Annotated in this window: 16 protein-coding genes and 2 pseudogenes; 14 read left to right on the top strand and 4 right to left on the bottom strand. The window is 60.9% G+C overall.

Features of this window, described 5'->3' with window-relative positions:
• The first annotated feature begins 41 nt into the window (after nt 1-41).
• Entirely contained in the window at nt 42-1,073 is a 1,032-nt protein-coding gene (locus BMY91_RS08720; protein ID WP_090820963.1) for a DUF4192 domain-containing protein, read from the top strand.
• A gap of 273 nt (nt 1,074-1,346) precedes the next feature.
• Here the strand turns inward: BMY91_RS08720 and BMY91_RS08715 are convergent.
• The 3 genes and pseudogenes from BMY91_RS08715 to BMY91_RS08705 all read right to left on the bottom strand — a co-directional run bounded on the left by BMY91_RS08715 (nt 1,347) and on the right by BMY91_RS08705 (nt 5,053).
• Nucleotides 1,347-2,862, bottom strand: a pseudogene (locus BMY91_RS08715) (carboxyl transferase domain-containing protein).
• Between the two features lie 121 nt (nt 2,863-2,983).
• Nucleotides 2,984-4,002: pseudogene (locus tag BMY91_RS08710) on the bottom strand (CaiB/BaiF CoA transferase family protein).
• Nucleotides 4,003-4,174: 172 nt separating this feature from the next.
• A complete protein-coding gene (locus BMY91_RS08705) occupies nt 4,175-5,053 on the bottom strand; it encodes a fumarylacetoacetate hydrolase family protein (protein ID WP_090820961.1) in 879 nt (292 codons plus the stop codon).
• Between the two features lie 77 nt (nt 5,054-5,130).
• Between BMY91_RS08705 and BMY91_RS08700 the strand changes: the two genes are divergently transcribed.
• The 5 genes from BMY91_RS08700 (at nt 5,131) to BMY91_RS08680 (ending at nt 10,372) form a co-directional block, all read left to right on the top strand.
• Nucleotides 5,131-5,880 carry a FadR/GntR family transcriptional regulator gene (locus BMY91_RS08700; protein ID WP_090820959.1) on the top strand — a complete coding sequence of 250 codons (750 nt, stop codon included), beginning with the start codon at nt 5,131-5,133 and terminating at the stop codon, nt 5,878-5,880.
• A 31-nt stretch (nt 5,881-5,911) separates the two neighbouring features.
• The gene (locus tag BMY91_RS08695) at nt 5,912-7,171 is read left to right on the top strand and encodes a DUF3500 domain-containing protein (RefSeq protein WP_218143832.1); all 1,260 of its coding nucleotides are present in this window, start codon (nt 5,912-5,914) and stop codon (nt 7,169-7,171) included.
• Nucleotides 7,168-7,569, top strand: a complete 402-nt coding sequence (locus BMY91_RS08690) for a nuclear transport factor 2 family protein (RefSeq protein ID WP_090820955.1) — start codon at nt 7,168-7,170, stop codon at nt 7,567-7,569. Before BMY91_RS08695 ends, BMY91_RS08690 begins: the two co-directional genes overlap by 4 nt.
• Before the next feature lie 28 nt (nt 7,570-7,597).
• A complete protein-coding gene (locus BMY91_RS08685) occupies nt 7,598-8,362 on the top strand; it encodes an IclR family transcriptional regulator (RefSeq protein WP_090820953.1) in 765 nt (254 codons plus the stop codon).
• A gap of 396 nt (nt 8,363-8,758) precedes the next feature.
• Nucleotides 8,759-10,372 carry a bifunctional 3-(3-hydroxy-phenyl)propionate/3-hydroxycinnamic acid hydroxylase MhpA gene (locus BMY91_RS08680; protein WP_090820951.1) on the top strand — a complete coding sequence of 538 codons (1,614 nt, stop codon included), beginning with the start codon at nt 8,759-8,761 and terminating at the stop codon, nt 10,370-10,372.
• Nucleotides 10,373-10,648: 276 nt separating this feature from the next.
• Here the strand turns inward: BMY91_RS08680 and BMY91_RS08675 are convergent, their stop codons facing one another.
• Nucleotides 10,649-10,909 (bottom strand): hypothetical protein, encoded by a 261-nt coding sequence (locus BMY91_RS08675; RefSeq protein WP_143054054.1) that lies wholly within the window; start codon nt 10,907-10,909, stop codon nt 10,649-10,651.
• Nucleotides 10,910-11,555: 646 nt separating this feature from the next.
• Between BMY91_RS08675 and BMY91_RS08670 the strand changes: the two genes are divergently transcribed.
• From BMY91_RS08670 to BMY91_RS08635, 8 genes are all read left to right on the top strand, one after another.
• A complete protein-coding gene (locus BMY91_RS08670; RefSeq protein WP_177179879.1) occupies nt 11,556-12,482 on the top strand; it encodes a LysR family transcriptional regulator in 927 nt (308 codons plus the stop codon).
• 203 nt (nt 12,483-12,685) lie between these two features.
• Nucleotides 12,686-13,564, top strand: coding sequence for an EthD domain-containing protein (locus tag BMY91_RS08665; protein ID WP_090820945.1), 879 nt, complete (start codon nt 12,686-12,688; stop codon nt 13,562-13,564).
• Complete coding sequence (locus BMY91_RS08660) at nt 13,561-15,276, top strand: CocE/NonD family hydrolase (RefSeq protein WP_090820943.1); 1,716 nt, start codon at nt 13,561-13,563, stop codon at nt 15,274-15,276. The genes BMY91_RS08665 and BMY91_RS08660 overlap by 4 nt, the downstream gene beginning before the upstream one ends.
• 414 nt (nt 15,277-15,690) lie before the next feature.
• Nucleotides 15,691-16,926: a substrate-binding domain-containing protein gene (locus BMY91_RS08655; protein WP_177179878.1), complete on the top strand. Its 1,236-nt coding sequence runs from the start codon at nt 15,691-15,693 to the stop codon at nt 16,924-16,926.
• 5 nt (nt 16,927-16,931) lie between these two features.
• Nucleotides 16,932-18,524 carry a sugar ABC transporter ATP-binding protein gene (locus tag BMY91_RS08650; RefSeq protein WP_090820938.1) on the top strand — a complete coding sequence of 531 codons (1,593 nt, stop codon included), beginning with the start codon at nt 16,932-16,934 and terminating at the stop codon, nt 18,522-18,524.
• Nucleotides 18,521-19,498: an ABC transporter permease gene (locus tag BMY91_RS08645; protein WP_090820936.1), complete on the top strand. Its 978-nt coding sequence runs from the start codon at nt 18,521-18,523 to the stop codon at nt 19,496-19,498. The genes BMY91_RS08650 and BMY91_RS08645 overlap by 4 nt, the downstream gene beginning before the upstream one ends.
• Complete coding sequence (locus BMY91_RS08640; RefSeq protein ID WP_090820935.1) at nt 19,495-20,517, top strand: ABC transporter permease; 1,023 nt, start codon at nt 19,495-19,497, stop codon at nt 20,515-20,517. The genes BMY91_RS08645 and BMY91_RS08640 overlap by 4 nt, the downstream gene beginning before the upstream one ends.
• Nucleotides 20,518-20,653: 136 nt before the next feature.
• Nucleotides 20,654-22,177: a carboxylesterase/lipase family protein gene (locus BMY91_RS08635; protein WP_090820933.1), complete on the top strand. Its 1,524-nt coding sequence runs from the start codon at nt 20,654-20,656 to the stop codon at nt 22,175-22,177.
• The last annotated feature ends 74 nt before the right edge of the window (nt 22,178-22,251 follow it).

The raw sequence follows: 22,251 nt of genomic DNA, 5'->3' as shown, positions 1-22,251 counted from the left end.
ACAAGACCAAAGACGCAACGCATGTGCAAAGGAAAAGGGCAATGAATGCGCTTACCATCAAAGACCCGGCAGACCTGCTCAGCTTCATCGGGCACACCCTAGGGTTCTGGCCCGAGGAGAGCCTGGTCTGCATCACCCTGGATAAAGGCAAGGTCGGCGCCACCCTGCGCATCGACCTACCCCGCCAACCGGGAACAGAACTCCCCTATGCCAGGACTGTCAGCAGTTATCTCACCAGTGACACCACCGCGACGAACATCGTCTTCGCCCTCTACACCTCCCAGCACTGCCAAACAGGGCAACCGAAACCGCATGCAGCGACCATCGCCGCACTCACCGGAGTCCTCGCCGAAAACGGCATCACCATCCGCGACGGCATCTTCGTTAGCGACGACACCTACTCCCCCTACGACAGTGAACCCGGACAAGACATCAGCCTGCCCATCAGCACTACCGAGTACAGCCGAGTCAACGCCGAATTCATCTACCGCGGCAGCACCATCGAACCCACCAACCAAATCATCCTTCCACCGCCAACACACGAAGCAGACCACGCCACCGCCGTCGAAAACCGCATGAACACCATCCGCACCCAGACGCCCCATCAAGCTGCACAACAAGCCAGCCAACTCTGGACGGGCATGCTCGACAGGAACGACTTCCCCACCGACGAAGACTGCACCACCCTCATCGCAAACTTCCAATTCCCCCACATCCGAGACCGACTCATGGCCGACATCCCCGGCATTGACGAACCACCCCAACACATCCTCTTCGCCCAAACGGACACCGCACCTCAATGGTCACGGATCGAATGGGCCCAACAACTCCTCATCCACGCCTACACCAGAACCAGCCCACAACACGCAGCACCCATCCTCACCACCATCGGCTACATCAACTGGTGGGAAGGCCGAGGATCCAAAGCACACCAATACATGCAACTCGCTCTCGACACCGACCCCGGCTACCGCTTCGCACGCCTAACCAATCAAATGCTCGGAGCTGACATCATCGCCGGCTGGAACACCAACAAAAACACTGCCTACAAAACCAGACTCGACATGCCCTAACCGCTCGGGTGCATGCCCGATCAGCTTTATCGAATCTGTTTTGTTAGCGAGTTGCTCGGTGTGACGGGCGCCCGTTGCCAGGCCCTGCTACACCCGCGCCCGGGTACTCCCCACACAGAACAAGCAACGGGTGTCTTTTCTCGTTAACGTGTGAGAACCCGGAGGCCGTGCTGGTGCGGCGGGGGTCGGCGAACACCGATTATGCCCCATCCTCAGCTGCGCGCCAGCGTCCGTCGGCGGCTCATGACGCAGCCAAGGCGGCCCCAATGCCAGTCAGAAAACACCCAGGTTACTGTATTTCCGTCCGCGGGCTGCCACCAGTTTCGAGATGGGGATCGCCAGCCACGGACGCGAGCTCGTATTCGATCGCATGCGCCATCCGTGTGCAGAATTCACGGGGTTCCAGTGCAGCGTCGTCGCGTTCGTCCACGATGTGGTCCACCAGGCCGCTGGCGTAGAGGGATGCCACGTTCACGCCCTGTACCTCCGCCATGTTAGGAGCGAAAGCTGTGGTGCGATGTACGATTGCGCTGGCTCCTTCGGGCGGGAGCGGCGAGAGCCAGCTGTGCTGCGCCGCTATTGTGCGGTCCGCAGGCAGCAGCGCTAACGCCCCTCCCCCAGTGCCCTGTCCCAGCAGGACCGAGACGGACGGTGATTCCAGTCCGATCAGGTCATACAGCGACCGCGCGATCTCGCCGGCCAATCCGCCCTCCTCGGCCTCCTGGGACAGTGCGGCGCCGGCGGGGTCGATGACCGTGAGAAGTGGCAGGCGCAGTTCCTCGGCGAGCTTCATGCCGCGCCGCGCCTCCCGGAGGGAGCCTGGGCCCATGCCGGGTGCGTCCTTCCTCAGAGGGCGCGAGTGACCCAGGACTATGCAGGACTGGGTGCCGAACCGGGCCAAGGCCAGCAGCAGACCGGGGCCCTTCTCCCCTTGCCCGGTTCCACTTAGGGGCAGCGCGTCGGTGGCGCCGTATTTGAGGAGCTGTCGGAGATCGGGCCGCCGCGGCTGGCGGGTGATTCCGATGGAGGTCCAAGCGTCTACCTCGGCGGGGCTGACGGTCAGGGTGGAGGGAGCGGCCAGCGATGGGACGGGGTACCGGTGGGGCATGAGGATGCGCAGTGCCCGGTCCACCAGGTCAGCCAGGGAGGCGGTGTTCACCACGCCATCGATCAGCCCCTTGTTGAACAGGTTCTCTGTAACCTGCACGTTCTGCGGGAACGGTACGGAGTGGAGCGCTTCGTACACGCGGGGGCCAAGAAATCCCAATAGAGCGCCTGGTTCGGCATCGTTGATGTGCCCCAGGGATCCCCAGGATGCCATGACGCCCCTTGTGGTGGGGTGACGGAGATAGACAAGGTACGGAAGCCCTGCCTTCCGGTGCGCGCGGACTGCGCCGGTGATCTTCACCAAAGAGAGGAACGCGAGCGTCCCTTCCTGCATCCGCGTTCCCCCTGAGGCGGGGCCGGCCAGCAGAGGCAACCCCTCCGCGGTGGCGCGCTCCACGGCGGCAACAATCCTCTGCGCCGCCGCATGGCCGATTGAACCGGCCAGGAAGGAGAATTCACTGACAACCAACGCCACTTGTCGGCCACGGATGAGGCCCGCGCCGGTGATCACAGACTCGTCGACGCCGCTGCGCTCACGCGCCCGGGCCAGGTCGCGGGCATACTCTGCGGATACCACGGGTTGCTCCGGCTCAGTGTCCCAAGAGAAGAAGGAGCCCTCGTCCACGACTGCGTCCAGCAGTTCGGCGGCAGTCAGGTGGCGCATTTTTTCTGTTGTTGCCATGCTAATTCGCCTCCGACGCCGCGGCGGCAGCCGTATCTTCGGGAACGAGGCCCAGCCATTGCCGGATCGCTGACCCGTCTTCATTGAGCAGCGGTGGCGCGTCGTGTGCGGTCAGGGTGGTTTAGGCAGCGTCTCCGGGTGCGAAGAACCTCAGCGGCGGGCCGGGCAGGCTGACCTTGCCCAGCAACGGGTGAACAACGTCCACCATAAGGCCCTGGGAGGCAACCTGCTCCCAGGCGTACGCCTCGTCCAGCGAGCGGACCTTCCCGGCCGGGATCCCGGCGTCGTTAAGCTTTTGGAGGAGTTCCGTGGCGCCGTAGCCGGAAAAGACGCGTTCGACGGCGGCGATCACCCCGGCCCGATTCCGCACCCTTTCGGCGTTGCTGGCAAAGCCGGGCGCTGCGAGCTCCAGGCCGAATGCATCCGCGAAGGAGGCCCACAACTTTTCGCTGCCCACACTGATCTGGACGCTGCCGTCCTTGCAGGCGAAGAGGCCGTAGGGCGCGATGGACGGGTGGTGGTTGCCCTGGGCCTGTGGCACTTCGCCCGCCACGGTGGTGCGGGTGCCTTGGAACGCATGGACACCGATCAGTGACGCCAGCAGCGAGGTGCGCACCACCTTGCCCTGGCCGGTCCGGTCCCGTTCCACCAGCGCTGCCAGGACCCCGATGGCCCCGTTCATCCCGGCCAGCAGGTCGGCGATGGGGACGCCGACGCGCTGCGGGTCGTCCGGCCCGGGACCGGTGAGGGACATCAGGCCGGCCTCGCCCTGGAGAATCTGGTCGTAGCCGCTGCGTTGCGATTCCGGCCCGTCGTGGCCGAAGCCGGTGATGGAGAGGATCACCAAGCGCGGATTAAGCGCATGCATGGCTGCCGGGGAGAACCCCAGCCGGCCCATGACACCTGGGCGGAAGTTTTCGATGACAACGTCGGCGCGTTCCAGCAGCCCCGGAGCACAGCCTTGCCCTCCCCGCTCTTGAGGTCCAGACTGATGGACTCCTTGTTGCGGTTGCAGGACATAAAGTAGGTGGACTGCAAGTCATCCTCGGGGCCCACAAACGGCGGGCTCCAGCCCCGGGTGTCGTCTCCGGTACCCGGGTTCTCCACCTTGATGACCCGGGCGCCCAGATCGGCCAGCATCATGCCGGCGTGCGGTCCGGCCAGGGCCCGGCTCAGATCGATAACCGTGTGGCCGGACAGAGGGTTTAGTGGGTTGTCAGTTCTGTTCATTCCGCGGCACCTTTGCCGATGCGCAGGCTAGAGGCCCGGCCTGACGCAGGGACTGTGACAGACGGCAGGATGAGCCGGACCCTCACTGCAGTACTCCCTGGACCTCGCGGGTGGCGGCGTGGCGGGCTTCGTTGCCAACTATGGAGTTACGCAACGTGCCCATTTTCTCGACCTCGACTTCGACGATGTCCCCGGGCTGGAGGAGCCATTGGGGGGTGCGTGCGTAGCCAACACCGGAGGGCGTTCCGGTGGCGAGCAGGTCCCCGGGGCGAAGGGTGAAGGTCTTGGAAATGTGCGCCAGAGTTTCACCTACGGTGTAGACCATCTCAGTAGTATTCGCGTCCTGCACCGTCTCGCCGTTGACACGGGTTTGGATCCGCAGACCGTCGCGCAGGTCACCGACCTCGCCGGCTAGGACCATGGGTCCAACCGGACCGGAAAGGTCAGCGTTTTTCCCCAGGATCCACTGTGAAGTGAGTTTCTGGGCCCGGCGGGCCGTGAGATCGTTGAAGACCGAATAGCCGATAACAGCGTTCAACGCTTCTTCCGGGGAAGCGTCCACGAGCGTCCCACCGACCCAGGCAACGATCTCGCCTTCCCAGTCCAGACCATCCTCCCCGGACGGAACCGGAACTGCGGCACCGTCCACGGTGAGGGACTGCGTCCACCGTGCGAACAAGGTCGGGTGTTCGGGAAGTTCCTGGTCCTTAAAGGAGCCCTCAGCGACGTGCTTGAGGTAGTTCAGGCCTATACAGATCACCCGGGCTCCTGGCAGAACCGGCGGGACGAACTCCACTGAACTTGCCGATAGGGCCTCCCCAAATGCTTCTGATGCGAGGTGATGGGCAGGTGCGGCCCAGAACTGCTCCAGCCCGGCCAAGACGGAGACGGACTGCCCGTCCCGGGAAAGCGCAGCGACTTCCACCGGACCAGCATTGCGGCGGACACCGACGATTTTCATAAGTATTCCCTTCGTGCTCCGACAGCCAATGGCGAAAAGAGCTAAAACATTCGCACCTTTTGTGCTTCAATAGGAGCATGACACAGAACTCCAGCGCCGTACAGCCCGCCGTTCAGGATTCCGGGACACCTCAGAACGCCGCAGCTTCAGGATTGAAACTGGCCGCACCGCGTTCACGGGCTGAACATCTTGCTGCCGCGTTGGAGGAGAGAGTCCGCGCCCAGGGTCTTGAGCCAGGGGCCCTTGTGGGGACCCTGCCGTCGTTGCGTGAAGAAACCGGCTATGCCCGGGCGACGGTCAGCGAAGCGGTCCGGCTTCTGCGGGAGCGCGGAGTGCTGGAGATCCGCCCGGGCCGTACCGGGGGTCTATTCGTGGCCGAAACGAGCCCCGTTGTCCGATTGCGCCGCACGCTCCTGACGGTCGGGGAACAGCCATCTGCCGTGATGGATGCCATTGAACTGCGGGACCACCTCGAAGAGCTCATCGACGTCGGGGCTGCCCGATGCCGTACCGACGCGGACCTCGCCGAGCTGCGCCTTCTCGTGGGCAATATGGAATCCTCGACGGACTGGGACGAGTTCATGCGGGCGAACTGGGCGCTGCACGAAAGGATCGCCACTATCTGCCCGAACGCAATGGCCCGGGCAGTATACATCGGAACGCTCGGGCATTTATCGTCGTCGGCTTCATCACGCTTCGATGAGGACGAAGCCGCAGCAGCTGCCTACAGAGCTGACCGCCTGAGGGTTCATGCCGAACTTGTGGAAGCGATCGCCAGCGGCGAACTCGCGGCTGTCCGGCAAGCGGTCGCCGACCACAACCACTGACCCGGTTATACGAGCACGAAGGAGTGCGCCCTTGAGCACAGCAGAATTCCGCCAGTTCCTTTTCCCGAAAGGACATCCCCGCATTGAAGACGTGAAGGGCCTTGATGCCTACGCCTACCGCCAGGAGGCCCGCAAGGCCGGAACCTTCACCGGTGAACTGGTTGAGGGCTGGACACCTCTTTATTTGAATGAATTCCGTGGAGTCACCGAGGACGGCACTTTGCGGGAGGGCCTCTACCCGTTTGTACCGGCACTGCCCGGTGAGGAGGCTCCCGTTATCGCCATGGTCGAGGCAGCGGAGGCCCTGCTGGCTGCGGTTTCGGCTGAGGACCGGGACAAGCTCACCTACCCGGTGGATGCCGTGGAGTGGCAAACCTGGGCCAACCCCGAATTCATGCAGTTCGATACGGGCCTCAGGCTCGAGTTCCAGCCCCGGGACGTCCGTGAAATAGCTTTAGCGCTTGTAAAGGCATCCCTAAGCCCGGAAGGCTATGAGCTCGCACACGGCATGATGCTGATCAACGGTTTCCTGGGAGAAGTCGTGGGACTCCAAAGTGTCCTAAACGAGTTCAGCTACAACTTCGCCTTGTACGGGACACCCCACCACAGCGCACCGTGGGGCTGGCAGCTATACGGGCACCATTGCGCAGTGAACTGCCTTGTCATTGATGGACGCATGTCCCTCAGCCCGGTCTTCTTCGGAGCAGAGCCAAACGAGATCGACGAAGGCCCCCACGCCGGCACTGCCGCTTTCGAAGACCGGATCCAGCTTGGCACCAACCTCATGGCAGCGCTGCAGGCCGACCAACTGGCCGCCGCGACGGTCTACCAGCAGATGGTCGACCCGGCCATGCCGGAGGGACGGGTTCATCCCGGTGACGAAAGGCACCTGGCCGGCGCGTTCCAGGACAACCGGGTCATCCCCTTTGAAGGGATCCGGGTGGCGGACATGCCCGCCGAAGCACAACAAATCATCCTTTTAATCGTCGAAAAATTCGTCCTCCCCTTACCTGAAGGCCCCCGTGCGGCACGGATGCGCGAGGTCAAAGAACACCTGAACGAAACCTGGTTCTCCTGGATCGGCGGGCACAAGCCCGGCGATGTCTTCTACTACCGGATCCAGTCCCCAGTTGTCATTGCCGAACTTGACCATCACTGCGGAGTGTTTCTCGACTACCGCACGCCCAAGCAATTCCATGTCCACACTGTTCTGCGGACCCCACACGGCAACGACTATGGCCGGTCCTGGGTCCGTCAATGGCAGGCAGCACATTCGGAGGTAGCCCGATGAGCATTCAAGGCGCCGAAGCCAGACACCAAATCGCAAATCTCCTGCACACGTACGTCGCCATCGCAGACCGCAAGGACGTAGACGCTGCGGTGGTCATGTTGGGAAACAGCCACGTCCAGTTTCCCACTGCCACTTCCACGAATGCGGAAGGAGCGCGTGAACTGTTCACACGGTTGTGGAGCAGCCCCGAGGGGCACCGGCACGACGTGAGCAACCTGACCGTCAACCCCGGACCTGAGGAGGGCCAGTGGCGTGCCTCTGCCCATTACCTGCGATGGCTACTTACGGGCGGTACACCAATTGTGCACACCCTTGGACAATACGAGCTCTTGGTGAACAGCGGGGATTGGTCTGTTCGGCACTTGACCGTAAGCCGCATTTGGACCGCCGGATCCTAAGAGGCAATGATGTTCCGGTGATGAAGCCGTGACGACCCTTTCCCGTGTCAGTCTGGTCCTGGACGCCCTCGCCGAAAGCCGGGGGCGTCTTAGCCTGTCAGAACTCGCTGCCCGCACAGGCCTTCCCCGATCATCCGTGCACCGGACCATCCAGCACCTGGAGGAAGAGCTTTACGTTGTCCGAACACCAGGCCGCCCCGGATACGCTCTGGGCCCGGGCGTGCTGAAATTCGGCATGGCCGGCCATCTTCACCTGCTAAGCGCCAACCGCGGACAGCTTGTCGCCTTGGCGAGGGCAACAAACGAGAACGCAGAGTTGGCCATCTTCAGTGGCCGCGAAGTTGTCATCGTCGACCAGGTAGCCTCCCCTGAGCGCCTCAAGGGTGTCACCAAGGTCGGCAGGAGCTTCTCACTTCACGCCAGCTGCGTCGGCAAGGCCCTTCTGGCGGCCCTTCCACCGGCCCGGGCCGAGGACCTCCTCCCCCAGGAACTCGAACAATTCACGGACACCACCGTCACTAACAGGCTGGAGCTTCAGAACGAAGTGCAGCTCGTTCAACGTGTCGGCGTGGCCGTAGACATTGAAGAGCATGATCTGGGCATCTGTGCGCTCGCCACAGCAATGACCGGCCCAACCGGCGCACTGCAGGCCATAGCTGTCGTTATGCCGACAAGCCGCTTCGCGGCCAAAGGCCCCGCAGCCCTGGAGGCCCTGAAGGAACTGAATCCGGTCATTGACCTACCAGGCGCCAGGGAGCATTTGGAGCGCAAGAAGCGGGTCGGACTCGGTTGAGTCCGGCCCGCCAACTTGTGGTGTTTCCTCTGGACTTTTTACGAGGGCCACAGGACACCCATGCCCCGTTTTCTGCGACGCAGAGCGGCGGTAGGATCCGCGCGAAGAACGCGAAGAACCTGAGCTGGTCCTAGGCGTGCTGGAGGGGGTTGGGAGCGGCCGCTGAGGCGAATGGGGCCCCGCCTGGACGCATCTCCTTCGTCGGCATTCCATGGCATTAATGGAGGACCAGAGTGTGAGCTGAACCACATGGCGGCCCTGAAATCAGCAAGGGTGCCGCCTCAGGCAATTACCGTCCCGCGAATCGGGACACTCTGTGAGTCGAATCACGTTGAATTCCTTACGTTGGATGCAGTGATGCCTCGAAGTGGAGGCGTGGGATCGAAAGGTATGTCAATGAACACCATCGGCGGCTCAGACCTGCAGAGTGCAGACGTAACCATCGTCGGTTTCGGGCCAGTGGGGAAACTGCTCGCGCTCCAGCTTGGACGCCGGGGGCACCGGGTGCTGGTCGTCGACCGCAAGGAAACCGGATATCCGCTTCCTCGCGCCGTGACGCATTGCTCGGATTTTGCGCGGATCCTGCAATCCGTCGGGCTCGCCCCCGACAGCATCCCTGAGGTAACCCAGCCCTATGACGACATGTACATCTGGCGGAACGGTCAAGGGCAAACTCTTGTCGAGGTTGATTGGAGCGGGCGCGGAGAATCCGGTTGGTACAACACCTACTTCTTCAACCAGCCTGCGCTGGAGGACCGTCTGGACGCGCTGGTCAAGGAACTGCCCACGGTCACCGTCCTCCGTGGTTGGGAAGCCGGGGACATATCCCAAGACAAGGACAGCGTCCGCGTCAAACTGACCCGGACCAGCGACGGGGAACACGTTACCGCCGTGTCCGGCTGGCTTATAGGTGCCGACGGAGCCAACAGTGCGGTGCGCCAGCATACCGGGATTGAATGGCATGACGAGGGTTTCTTCTACGACTGGCTCGTAGTTGACGTCAAGCCCGGACCTGGCCTCAATTTTCCCCACGTCGCCTCTCAGTTGTGCGATACCTCCCGCCCGGCGACGATGGTACCCGGAGGGCCCGGGCGGCGCCGCTGGGAGTTCATGCGCCTCCCGGGGGAAACCCGGGAAGAACTCAACCGCACGGAGAAGGCCTGGGAACTACTGGCCCCTCACGGCGTCACGGCGGAGAACGCGAAGCTCGAACGGCACTCGGTGTACACCTTCCAGGCATGCTGGGCAACCGAGTGGCGCCGAGGGCGAATTCTCCTTGCCGGCGACGCAGCCCACCTCATGCCCCCATTCGCCGGTCAGGGGCTGGGAGCTGGCGTCCGCGATGCCATGAATCTGGCGTGGAAGCTGGCTGCAGTCGTCGACGGCCTCGCTGACGACTCTTTGCTGGACACATACGGCCCGGAGCGTTCCCAGCACGCCACCGCCTTCGTGAAGTTCTCAATAAGTCTTGGTCAGGTCATCTGCCTTACCGAGCCGGGGGAAGCAGCGGCCCGCGACGGGCGCATGATCGCTGAATGGGCAACCACCCGGAAAGCACCTGCCCCACCCCGCCCCGGGCTAGGTCTTGGACTGCACACCGGCCCGCACGGTGGAGAACTCGCCATTCAGGGGCGCGTGACCGGGTCCGGCAAGACGAGCATGCTGTTGGATGACCTACTGGGCGGCCCAGGCGTACTTCTCACGAAGCGCAGCTCCATGCTCACGGGCATCTCCTTGGAAGACCAGAGGCGCCTCGGGCTCATCGGGATCCGCCTGGCCAGCTTCGAAGCAGACAGTGTTGTCTCTGACGGCGTGGAGATCATCAATGACATCGATGGAACCTACCACCAATGGCTGGACACCCTCAGCACACCCGAGTCCCCCGTCGACGTCGTACTGATCAGGCCGGACTTCCATCTGTACGGAACAGCCGCCGGCGCTAGAACCAAGGAGCTCACCTCGGGCTTCCTGGAAGGACTTCGCTCCCGGCATCTCGCCGCCGCCTTTTAGGGGTGATGGATGCGCCGCGTACTGTGCTGGAGCGCTCTGCCCTGTATGGGGGTGAAAAAATTCGCCAAGACGGGTTCAGTGTCTGCCGGGCGGGGCAGAATGAAGGGCGTCCTGGCCGACGGAAATCGCCACGGCAACTGCCCCGCCGCCACCAGGAATAGTGTGACGCCGTCCTACAGCGGGCCTTACCTGCACTCTGGCTGCCCACCCGGATGGGGCGTGCCTCACTGGACGAGCTGCCTGTCGCCGGCGAACGTCACGGCTATGAAGTTCGGGTTAGGCATTGACTTGTTCCTTCCAGAGACGCCACCTCTGCCGCGGGTCGTCCCCGAGGGCAACGATGTTAGGGAGCTGGCCGCGATCGGATGTGCGCCGGTGGCCGGGGACCAGCACATATCCGGCGAGTTCGCGGGCGATGGCGTCGTTGGCGATGACTGGACGCTTGCGGCGATCGAGGAGCCGATCCAGCAGGCGCCGGATGCATCCATTGCCGGTTGTTGGGGATGGAGCCAAGTGATCGCGACGCGCCGAAGGCATGCTCTGCCGCGACAAAGCCCGCCGAAATAGACGATACCTTGGCGCAGCAAGAGTTTAGAGGTCCGGTGCCGGTAACGCACGAGATCTCCGCGGAGGTCTTCGCGGGAACGGAGCAGAATCCGCGCTGATTCCCGGCCCGCTGAAGGAATTCCTACCCCGTGACCTCACCCAACCTCGGCAGCCGGCCTGCCACGAAAGGACCCTGACCGGCCATGGCAGGGAGAGACTCCAGACACGCATTCTCTCCGGTCCGGAGTCATCCGGTGCAGAATGTTTTCGCCGTCTTGCGCGTCCAACGCGCAAAAGACAACAGTTCGGGCACGAACACCCAAGCCAACGCTTGTACGGTCGAATATGGCTGCAAGCTCCGAATTTCCACTGTGGCTCTACCCGTCCACCAAGTGTGGCATGCTCCCCACGCCTTGCTTTGGAATGGAGGTTCCAGCCCCCAAACCCACACTTTCCGGGCCCTTCCGACAGAGGCCATCAGCACCGGAAACTGGATCCGGTCGAGCCCGGATTGGCCGCTCATTACGAAAGGCCGGAGACGAAAATGAAAAAGCAGCCGGCCTGCAGGCCTATAGGTCTGGCGGGCCAGCTCAAATGTTCCTATTCTTAAGAAAAGTTTAACGTTTCAGGAGTGGCCGTGGCTGAACCAAGCACCATCGCCCTGCGTGCTTTTGTCGCAGTGGCGGAGCACCTGCATTTCACGCGTGCGGCGCAGTCACTTCACATGACGACTCCTGCGTTGAGTCAGCAGGTCCACAGATTGGAGTCTCTGCTCGGGGCCCCGCTTTTCGTCAGGTCTTCCCGGCGCGTTGAACTCAGCGTGCAGGGAACTGAACTGTTGCCCCTGGCCAAAGAGGCTATTGACGCAGTCGACCGAATTCAGTACTGGTCAAACAAGCGCCTCGAAAAAGTACTCAGCGTAGGCTTTGTACACGTGGGAGCACCGGACAGGCTGGCCGGCATCTTCACGGAGGTGCCCGAGCGTTTGGATGGCGCCCGCTTGGAGTTCCGCCATATCGACCGGGACACCATCCTTAGCGCGTTGCGTGACGGCAGCATCGACGTCGCCTTCAGCTGGGGCCCCAACTGGTTCGACGGGGTAACCACAAGGACCCTCTCAACGGCTCCCCGCGCAGTCCTCTTCAGCGCAAACATATCTCGCGATCTCATCCGGTCAAACCACGACCAAATTTCCATAACTCAGCTGAGCAGTATGCCGTTCCTCGTTCCGGCCTCCGCAGACGAGCGGTACACCAGTTGGGCCTTGGCGGATCCTCGTCCCGACGGCAGCCGACCTAAGCGCGGACCTCGCGTGCACAATCTGGACGAGGCATTGGCGATGGTGGTCACCGGATTGGGTGTCTGCCTCGTCCCGGAACCTGTGGCTCAGGCCATTCAACACCCCGGGGTGTTTTGGGCAACGGTGAATGACATTCCTGCGGTGACATTCAACGTATGCACCTGGCAGCGCCCCGCCTCCTCGCTGGGGGATCGCTTTGCCAGGCTGGTGAGCGCGGAATTTGCCCAAGACAGTACCGGACCTGATGCCCTCGATGCGGGCTAACCGCGTCCAGCTGCCCCCGCCAGCAGACGCCTAAGCTCCTGCTCCAGGGCAACATCGGCATGCTCCGGGTAATCAAACAGGGACTATTAACACGTAGTTAATGATCGCGGCCGATTTCGACATGGACGAAATGTAACTGGTGTCACATGCTTTAGGTAGACCAGAATTCCTGAAGGGCTCTGGGACCACCTAGGTAAGGATCAATGATGATCAACTTTTGGCTTGCTTCCCGCCCAAAGCCGGGTGCGGACCGCGACATGTTCGACTTTGAGTGGGGCGTAATTCATGTCGCCCTCATGCTGACCACCCCGAGCGTGATGGCGGGTTTCACGAAATACTCCCAACACCGTGCCGTCGACGATGTACCGGATAGCTGTTTCCCTTATGGGCGGCATGAAAAGGGCTGGTATTCCATTGCGAACCATGTGATGCCGGATGTTCATGCTTTGGAGGCGATTTTCGGAGGAGAGGACTACCCTCGCCGGATGCAGCCGCACTCGTTCGGTGACAAGGAGTTCGTTATCGAACTTACCTCCGTAGTTTCCGACCACTCATTTGGTCCCGGAATGAAGCCGGGCCATGGGGTGAAAGTCGTCAATTTCGTCGCTCCGGCAGAGGGCATCGATCGTGACACGTTCGAGCGCGTGGGCCGCGGTGAGTACTCGGCGCGTATAGCTGAACTTGCCGGCGAGGGCGAAGACCTCCGCCGTTACGTGCAAAACACTCAGCTGCCCCTGGACGCAGCGATGTTCAAAGGCACCCTGTTTGAAGCGGGTGGTGTGCAGACCTACTCCGGAATCGAAGAGCTTTGGTTTCCCGACCGGGAGGCAGCACGCCGTTTCAGGGAGCGCCGGGAATCGGACCAGAAGTGCAGGGAACTCGAAAGCAGCATTATTGATGCGGGGCGCAGTTTCTCCATGACGGTGGTAGAGCGAGTGGTGTGGGATTACACCGACCCAGATGCTCTCCCGCGCCCTGCGGTGGAGACGCCCGGCAGTGTCGAGGCGGGAACGCTCGCCACGGAGCGCAATTGGGGGCAGTGGAATACAGAGATCTCTGCCAAGGATGGAGTACTGGCATGACAGAAGCAACAACCGCTCGCACAGGCCCGGCTTGCTCGGCGGAGGAACAAGCCCAATCAGACGCACGTCTCGGGCGCACCTACCGCCCGGGCCGGGAGCCCTCCCAGCCTCTGCCCGGCGCCGAGCCTCACCCGGGTTTCGGCTACCGTCGGGAGGAACACGGCAACATGCTTATCGAACGTGACGTGGCCATTCCAACCCGAAGAGGAACCGTTTACGCCGATGTCTTCCGGCCGCGCAACGCAACCCAGGTTCCGGTGATCGTGGGCTACGCACCTTTCGGTAAGCACCCCCACCTCGACATCGAAACGCTCTGGGCCGGGTCCGGCATCCCGTTCGAAACGCTTTCGGATTTTGTGCCCTGGGAACAGTTTGACCCCGTTCCCTGGACGGAATGGGGCTATGCCATCGCCATCGTCGATGGCGTGGGCAACTGGTACTCCGAGGGGGACGCTACCTACTTCACGCCTGAAGAAGCTTGGGCGGGTCATGACATTGTCGAGTGGCTCGCCCAGTGCGACTGGTCAACGGGCAAGGTGGGCTGGGGTGGAGTGTCGTACTTCGCCATGACGGCCTGGTCTGTCGCGGCAACAAAGCCGCCCCACCTAGCTGCTATTTTGCCCTGGGATGCTGCCAGCGACTGTTACCGTGAGGCCTTCCTGCACGCTGGCATCCCTTCTTTCCCTTTCATCCACGGCTGGATGCAGCTCACCGGCACCGGCCAGCAACGCGTCGAGGACATGGAAGCAGGGATGCGCGACCACCCAACCTTCGATGAGTACTGGCAGTGCAGGGTCGCGGACTGGCAAGCCGTGGACGTACCCACTTACGCCGTGACCGAATTCCCCAACAACCTTCATCTTCGGGGAACAGTCGAGGCTTGGAGAGGCATTAGTTCTCCGGACAAGTTCCTCGAGATACGTGGGGACAAGGAATGGGAGGGCTTTTACCAGCCCGAGTCCGTCCAACGCCAAAAGGAGTTCTTCGACCGCTACCTCAAAGACGTCGACAACGGCGTCAGCGAGTGGCCGCGGGTCCGCATTGGCGTGCGCACCCGCGAGGACCAGTGGACCTTCCGGGACGAAACCGATTGGCCCCTGCCCGACGTCACGTACGAGACATTGTGGCTGGATGCGGACGCAGGGACATTGAACACTCAACGACCGGAAATGGCCGCCGCCGTATCGTATGCGTCAACTGACGACAGCGGAGCCGCTACATTCGATATCCGTTTCGACGAGCGAGTTGAGATGACCGGCAACGCCAAGCTCAGGCTGTGGATTTCAACTGACCTCAGCAATGACGCCGACCTCTTCGTTGGAGTTGAAAAACTCGATCAGCACGGGAAACGGGTACCCTTCACGTTCTCCCAAATGTACGACGACGGGCCGATGGGCTTCGGCTGGCTGCGGGCCTCCCATCGCGCCCTGGATGAGGAGCGGTCCACGCCGGAGCGCCCCTGGCACTCGCACGCCCGGCGGGACTGGCTTGTCCACGGCAAACCCGTGCCGGTGGACATCGAGATCTGGCCTAACAGCGTCCTTTTCGAACCCGGAGAGAGCCTCCGCGTCATTGTCAAGGGAACGCCCGTACAACGCTACAGCGGAAGGTTCGAAATCGTCTTCGCGCCCCTGCACAACTCCGGCAACCACACAATCCACACAGGCGGAGAGTTCGACAGCCACCTCTACCTCCCCGTCATCAAGCGCTGATCGGCCTTTTATCACCTCCTGGAGGGCGGAGACCGCCGCACTCCAGGAAAACATACAGAAACATTTGACCGTGATCCTCGCCAACAGGCAGCGGGATATCACCCCAGAACTCCCAAATTCTGTTCCACGACGACAACCCGTCGACCCGCAGACCTTTGACGTGTCTTTCGAATGGAAACACGGCGAATAACCCGCCTCATTCCCGGGTAGTAACCCGAGTGAACCGGCACCCTCGCAGATCTGGTCATCACCAGCATGGGTAGGTCGACGCATCACCCTGTCCGACCAGAGCCACGGAACGCAACGTCGCCCTCACAGCTTCTATTCAGCCGTCTCAGGAGCGACCCGCTGTCAGAGAACCAACCGAAGACGTCAGACCCATCCAGAATTTTTTTGCGAATCAAAGGAGATTTGATGAATACCACGATCATGAAGCGCAGGGCTGGTACTCCTGCGCTGGTAGGAATACTCACCCTCGGGGCTATTTTGTCCGGCTGCGCAGCCGCGGATCCCGTAGGGCAAGCGCCGTCAGCGATTGAAACGGCCGGCGACGGGCAATGCGGAAGCATCCCGACAACGCCGCTGAATGATCCCGAAGGGCTCATTTCAAAGATGGACGCTGCCGCCAAGGCGGCCTACACCGGATTCTCGGGAGCCCTCAAGCCCAGTTTCTGGAGCGACTGGAAGCCGGCCACGCCTCCGCCATATGACGTTGCCATCGTCTACTCGACAGAAGCCGTGCCGTACCAGGCGACCCTTCTGAAGACTGTGAAGGAGGCCCTGGAGAAAGACCCACTCATTGGGAAAGTCACTGTGTCATTTGCCGAGAACAACCTTCCGACGCAGTTGCAGCAGTTCCAGGCGGCCATCCAGGCCGCTCCGGACCTCATCCTCTATCAGCCGCTGGCACCTGATCCTTTCGTGCCACTGAGTGAGCAGGCAGCCGCAGCAGGAATTCCTTCGCTCACCATGCAGTCAGTTGTTCCCTCCGACAAGGTCATAAACATCTCCCCCAATTCGTTCCTTCTCGGAGCCCGGCCAGCGGCGGAAGTAGCAAAACTGATGGGAGGCAAGGGAACCATGCTGGGAGTGCGAGGGGTCAAAGGCGTCTCAATCGAAACAGAGACCTTCGAAGGAATCAAGCAGGTCATCGGACTGTGCCCCGAAATCACCCTCGACGACTCCGTGGTGGGCGCCTACAACCCCACAACCGCAAAGACGGAAGTGCTGAAGTGGCTAAGCACCCATCAGACTGACGTTGGCGGCGTGGTCCACGCAGCCATCATGGGCAACGGAGTCATCAGCGCCTTCGAACAGGCAGGCCGGCCGATGCCGCCCATGGCCGATGCCGCGGCGAGCGAAGGAAGCCTCGCCTACTGGCAGAAAAACGCACCCGAAGGTTATCGGGGGGCTGCAACCGGGCAGGGCCCCCAGGCCATGGGTGGTGTAATCGCTGATATTGCTCTCCGGGTCTTGAATGGAGACGGCGTAAAGGTCAACACCGTCCTGCTTGAGCCGGCTCTTGTCACGGACAAAAACCTGGATGACTGGGCCGTCAGCGGCGCGGAAGTGTCCTCTGGCAAGTCCGCCGAACCGCCGGCTGGCACCTTTCCGCCAGCGGGTTATATTGACCAGTTTTTTGCGAAGTGAACGCAATGATGCTCGCGGGGCCCGACAGGGACAGCAGCATGGGTTTGCAGCCGGTGAGCGAGGAAAACACGCCAGCGACGTCGGTGACCCCGGTACTGCGCGTTGAGAAGCTAGCCAAGTCGTACGGCCATACCCGCGCCCTCACAGCTTGTGACATGGAACTATTTTCCGGCGAAATCCTCGCCGTCATGGGCGAAAACGGCTCGGGGAAAAGCACGCTCGTAAAGATTTTGACCGGAGTTCAAAATCTCGACGAGGGAACACTATCTATGGACGGCCGACGGCTGCGTCCCTTCTCCAACCCGGTGGACGGGATAAGCGCAGGTATCGTCGCAGTGTTTCAGGAAGTACCCATCATTGAAAACCAGACCGTATTGGACAACATATGGGTTGGTTACGACGGCGTGTTTAGAAACAGGCTTCGAAAGGCTGAGAAGCGTCAAATTGCAGACAAGGTGCTCAAGGCACTCTTGGGCCGACAGTTGGACCTTGACCAGCACACCGAATCCCTGTCTTTGTCCGATCAGCAGGCGTGTTGCATTGCCCGCGCACTCGTCAAGAAGCCGAGGATACTCATTCTCGACGAGTCGACATCGGCACTTGATATCGCCACTAGGGATCGTCTTTTCAAGACCTGCAGCGAGCTAACCGGCGAAGGCACCAGCATCATCTTCATTTCTCATCGTATGGACGAAGTCATGGCGATTGCCGACCGGGTCACAGTGCTGAGGTCGGGCAGAACAGTCGGCCACTTCACCCGCGGTGAAGCAACCCCTGAAGTCCTTGTCAGTTCAATGACCGGAAAAACATTTGCCCAGCCCGAAGAATCGGTTGAGGTACGAACGCCAGGACTGGATGAAAAGGTCCAGCTGGAGACGCAGGATCTCAAACTGTCGGCAGAGTCAAAAGGCATCAATTTCCATTTGAGGAAGGGCGAAGTCGTCGCCCTGGCGGGGCTCGAGGGCCACGGCCAGGACCACTTCCTCAGGGCCCTCTGGGCCTTGGAACCTGTGGCCGGCGCCGTCGTCGCTTACACCAAGAATCAGGCCCAAAAGATCACTTCGCCCGCAGATGCCGTGAGGGCTTCCATTGTTTACGTTCCTCGCGACCGCCGGACGGAGGGTATCTTTCCCAATCAATCCATTGGAGACAACTTCTCTATAGCAACTATGTCGCAGGACGTGCAGTTTGGTGTAGTAAAGCCGTCTCGGTCCTTAACACGATTGAAGGCCTTCAAAGAGACGCTGAAGATCAAAATGAGCAGCGACCGAGACCCCATAACAACACTCAGCGGAGGTAACCAGCAAAAAGTTGTCCTTGCCCGATGGCTGGCTGCGGAGCCGGACATAGTTCTTCTCAACGACCCGACCAGAGGAGTTGACCTCGGCGCAAAACGAGACATTTACGCTCTCATGAGGCGAATGACTCAGCAAGGAGTGTCATTCATTGTTCTTTCCACAGAAGTGGATGAAATCCTGGAGATTGCAGATCGCACTTTGGTTTTCAGAGAAAATAACGTCTTCGTAGAGCTTGATCGGAAGATGACCACCAGAGAGAAACTGGTTTCGAGTTTCTTCGGACATGAGGATTACCAGTGACAAGGACCAATAAAATATCGAGGTTATGGCAACGCCCCTACGCCATTGCCGCGGTGCTGACAATAGCTCTGCTTGCAGCTAACCTCATCGTCAATCCCGCTGCCTTCTCGCCCCAGTACATGCCACAGACCATTGCTGCATTCTCACCCTTTGCCTTGGCTGCCATGGCGTCAACACCTGCCATACTCGGGGGCGGCGGCGGCATAGACATATCCGTGGGCCCAGTCATGTCGCTAGTCAACATAGTCATCGTTACTCTACTGCTGCCAAGCCAGTTGCTGGACGGACCAGTTATGGGAGTTACTGCCGCGCTGGTTCTCGGCCTTGGCATAGGGGCGCTTAACGGTGTCCTGGTCGCAGTGCTCAGGTATCAGCCCATCATCGCTACCCTTTGTGCCATGTTGATCCTCATCGGTATCAATATTCGCCTCGCCCCTTCTCCCATGCAGGCCGGTGACAACTGGACGGACGCCGTCAGCAGCTCCTGGGGCCCTGTCCCCGTCGCGGCGGTCCTCATTCTTGCTCCTCTTGCGCTTTGGGCGCTCTTGGGCAAGACGGCTTGGATGACAAACCTCTACTCGGTGGGAGGAAGCGACACCGCAGCCTTCACCTCTGGCGTAAATGTCAAGGCCGTGCGGGTCGTTGCATACGCGACAGGCGGGCTCTTCGCGGGAATCGGAGGCATAGCGCTGACGGGAATCCTACGCTCGGGCGACAGTACCGTGGGCATGCAGTACACGCTGATCGCAATCACCGCCGTCGTGCTGGGCGGGACTTCCATGACCGGCGGCCGGGGTGGCATGGGAGGTTCCCTCGCGGCGGCAGCGGCCATTTTCCTTTTTCAGATACTGCTCTCCGCCATGCGCGTGCCAACGCCCTGGCTGAACCTAACATACGGAGCAATGCTCATTGGAGCCATCATCGTGACAGTCCGGACCTCAACGGCCAACAAGACCAAAGGAAAAGTGGCATGAGCGCCCCCACCAACGCCGTATCAACGGACACTCAACGGGCGAAATCCGGAAGGATCCGTGACATTCTTACCCGGGGCAAAGGCCGCGTGCCGATGCTGCAACTCGTTATGCTCGCGACGCTGATAATCCTGGGTGCTTCGCTTATACCCGGGTTTACCCGCTTGAACAGCGTCTACTCCATGTTGATAATCGCAAGTTTTCTTGGACTTGCAGCACTGGGACAAACTCTTGTCGTTCTTTTGGGGGGTCTTGATCTTTCAGTGCCAGCGTTCATTGTGCTGAGCGCAATGTTAACTTCCGAACTTTACGGCACCTATGGCTGGCCCTTCCCTGCCATTGCGGCATTCATAGTTCTCGTGTCGCTTGTGGTCGGCGGAATCAGTGGCTACATTTCCCACAAATATCGCGTCCAGCCACTTATTGTCACTTTGGGAGTTGGAACAGTAGTGACCGGGGCGACACTTATTTGGATCGGTGGAAAGCAGCCAGGCTCCGCACCCGCCTTTCTTTCAAATTTTGTATCCCCCGTCGGCACAACCTTTGGTCTCAAAATACCCCCTGCTGTGGTTCTCTGGTGCCTACTTGCAGTAGGCATTGGGTTAATTCTGCGGCACACAAAGTTTGGGAAATCTCTCTACGCGACAGGATCGAGTATCCGAGCAGCAGAATTAGCCCTCGTCCCCACTCGCAGAATCTGGGTGTCAGCATTCTCCCTCAGTGCCCTTTCCGCCGCCGTCGTAGGGGCCCTCCTTGCAGGCTTCAGCGGAAGCGCGGATCTCACAATGGGTGACCCCTACCTGTTCCAGAGCCTGACGGCAGTAATAGTCGGAGGCACTGCCTTTGGCGCCCGGGGAGACTATTGGCATACCTTCATCGGCGCGTTGCTTCTAACGGTACTGTCGACCATTCTCATTGGGGTGGGCTTTTCCAGTTCAGATCAGACGATTATCTACGGGATCCTGATTCTCGTCGTAGTCGCTGGGTACAGCAGGGACCGGGCCCTCCGCGACAGGGTTTAGTCGGCAAGTTCTGATGCCAACCACAACTCTTTCTCCCAGTGCCGACACCACGAGGTAATCACGAACCCCCGAAGTCAAACCTTGTCGCCGCTTCGCAGGCCCTTCTTCACGTCAACGAAATCATGAAAGAGATGCCATGCTCAACCCAGTTGCAACTCAATTAGGTCCAGTCCAGGGCCGTGAAAATAACGGCGTCCGCAGTTGGCTTGGCATCCCCTACGCCGCCCCACCTTGGGGCCAGCACCGCTTTGCACCGCCCCAGCCACGCACGCCATGGACCACTGTTCGTGATGCCTGCTCCTACGGGCCCCCGGCACCCCAAGGTTTGCAGCTGCCAGGCTCGGATATCGCGCCGTCGACTGATCCCGCACCAGACTGTCTGACCCTAAACGTGTGGGCCCCAACTTCAACGCCAGAACGGTTGCCGGTCATGGTGTGGCTCCACGGCGGAGCGTACCTCGCAGGTGCAGGGTCAGAAAAGGCCTACAACGGAACGTCACTGGTCCAAGAAGGCGTCGTCTTGGTCACCGTGAACTACCGCATGGGCGTGGACGGCTTCGGACAGATCGAGGGCACCGTCTCCAACCGCGGGATTCTCGACCAGATCGCGGCCTTGGAATGGGTGCGGGATAACATTGCCGGCTTCGGCGGTGATCCGCAAAAGGTCACGATCTTCGGAGAATCCTCAGGAGCTGGCTGTGTCCTGGCCATGCTGGCCATGCCATGCGCCCGCGGCCTGTTCCACCGTGCCATCGCCCAAAGTATTCCGCGCATGTTCATCACCCAACCGCTCGCGCACTCGGTCACCCAGGCCATTGCCGCCGCAGCTGGCATAAAGGGAACAGCAGATTCGAGCTCCCTGGAAAAGTTGAGTCCTCAAGCGCTGGCAGACGCAACGCGGCTGGTCATGAGCACTATGGGAGAACGCGCAGACCAATGGGGACCTCTTGCCCACTCTCCGTCGCCCTTTGGGCCGATCGTGGATTGGGACACCTTGCCCGAGGACCCCTGGACGGCGCTGCGAGGTGGGGCCGCCCGTGATATCCCGCTGATCACCGGCCACACCCGCGATGAATACCGTATCTTCACCGCCCAACAGAAGCGGTTTAACATCTCAAGCGATGAAGCGGATAGCGCTCTGCACATCTTCGCACCCAACGGAGACGCCGACAGCTACCGCGCCATCATGCCGAAGGCAGAACCCGGGGAGGTATACGAAAAAGTCATCACCGACTACCTGTTCCTTGCCCCAACAATGCAGGCTGCAATCGCCGCCACTGATGCCGGGGGACACGTTTTCGTCTACGAACTGTGCATCGACCCGGTTGGGGGCATTGGCTCACCGCACGCCATCGACTTGCCCTTGACCTTCGATACCCTTGACACCGGATTAGGAGCGCTGATACCTGAGCCAACTGACTCAGTGCTCGAATCAGGCGCCCGAATGCGCAAGGCATGGACCGGCTTCGCCGCAACTGGAAACCCAGGATGGCCACAATGGGGGCCCGAACTGACCACCCAGATTTGGGGTGTAGACAACCCCGTGGCAAGTTACCCCGAATCCGAAAGGCTTGAGCTGTCTCTGAAAGACAGCTGCGGTGCCCTCGAGCTATTTGCCATACCAAAATCTGAGCCGGTGAATCCGGCCCTCTCTCGCTGAACGTCACCTGAGATTCGCTGATTGGACGCCCCAGACTGCGCTACTGCCGCCGCGGTGAGCGTCACCGGGTGAGT

This window comes from Arthrobacter sp. yr096 (assembly GCF_900108925.1).
Taxonomy (GTDB): Bacteria; Actinomycetota; Actinomycetes; order Actinomycetales; family Micrococcaceae; genus Arthrobacter.
Note: the sequence above shows the minus strand (reverse complement) of the source record. Positions and strands in the feature narration are given on the sequence as shown.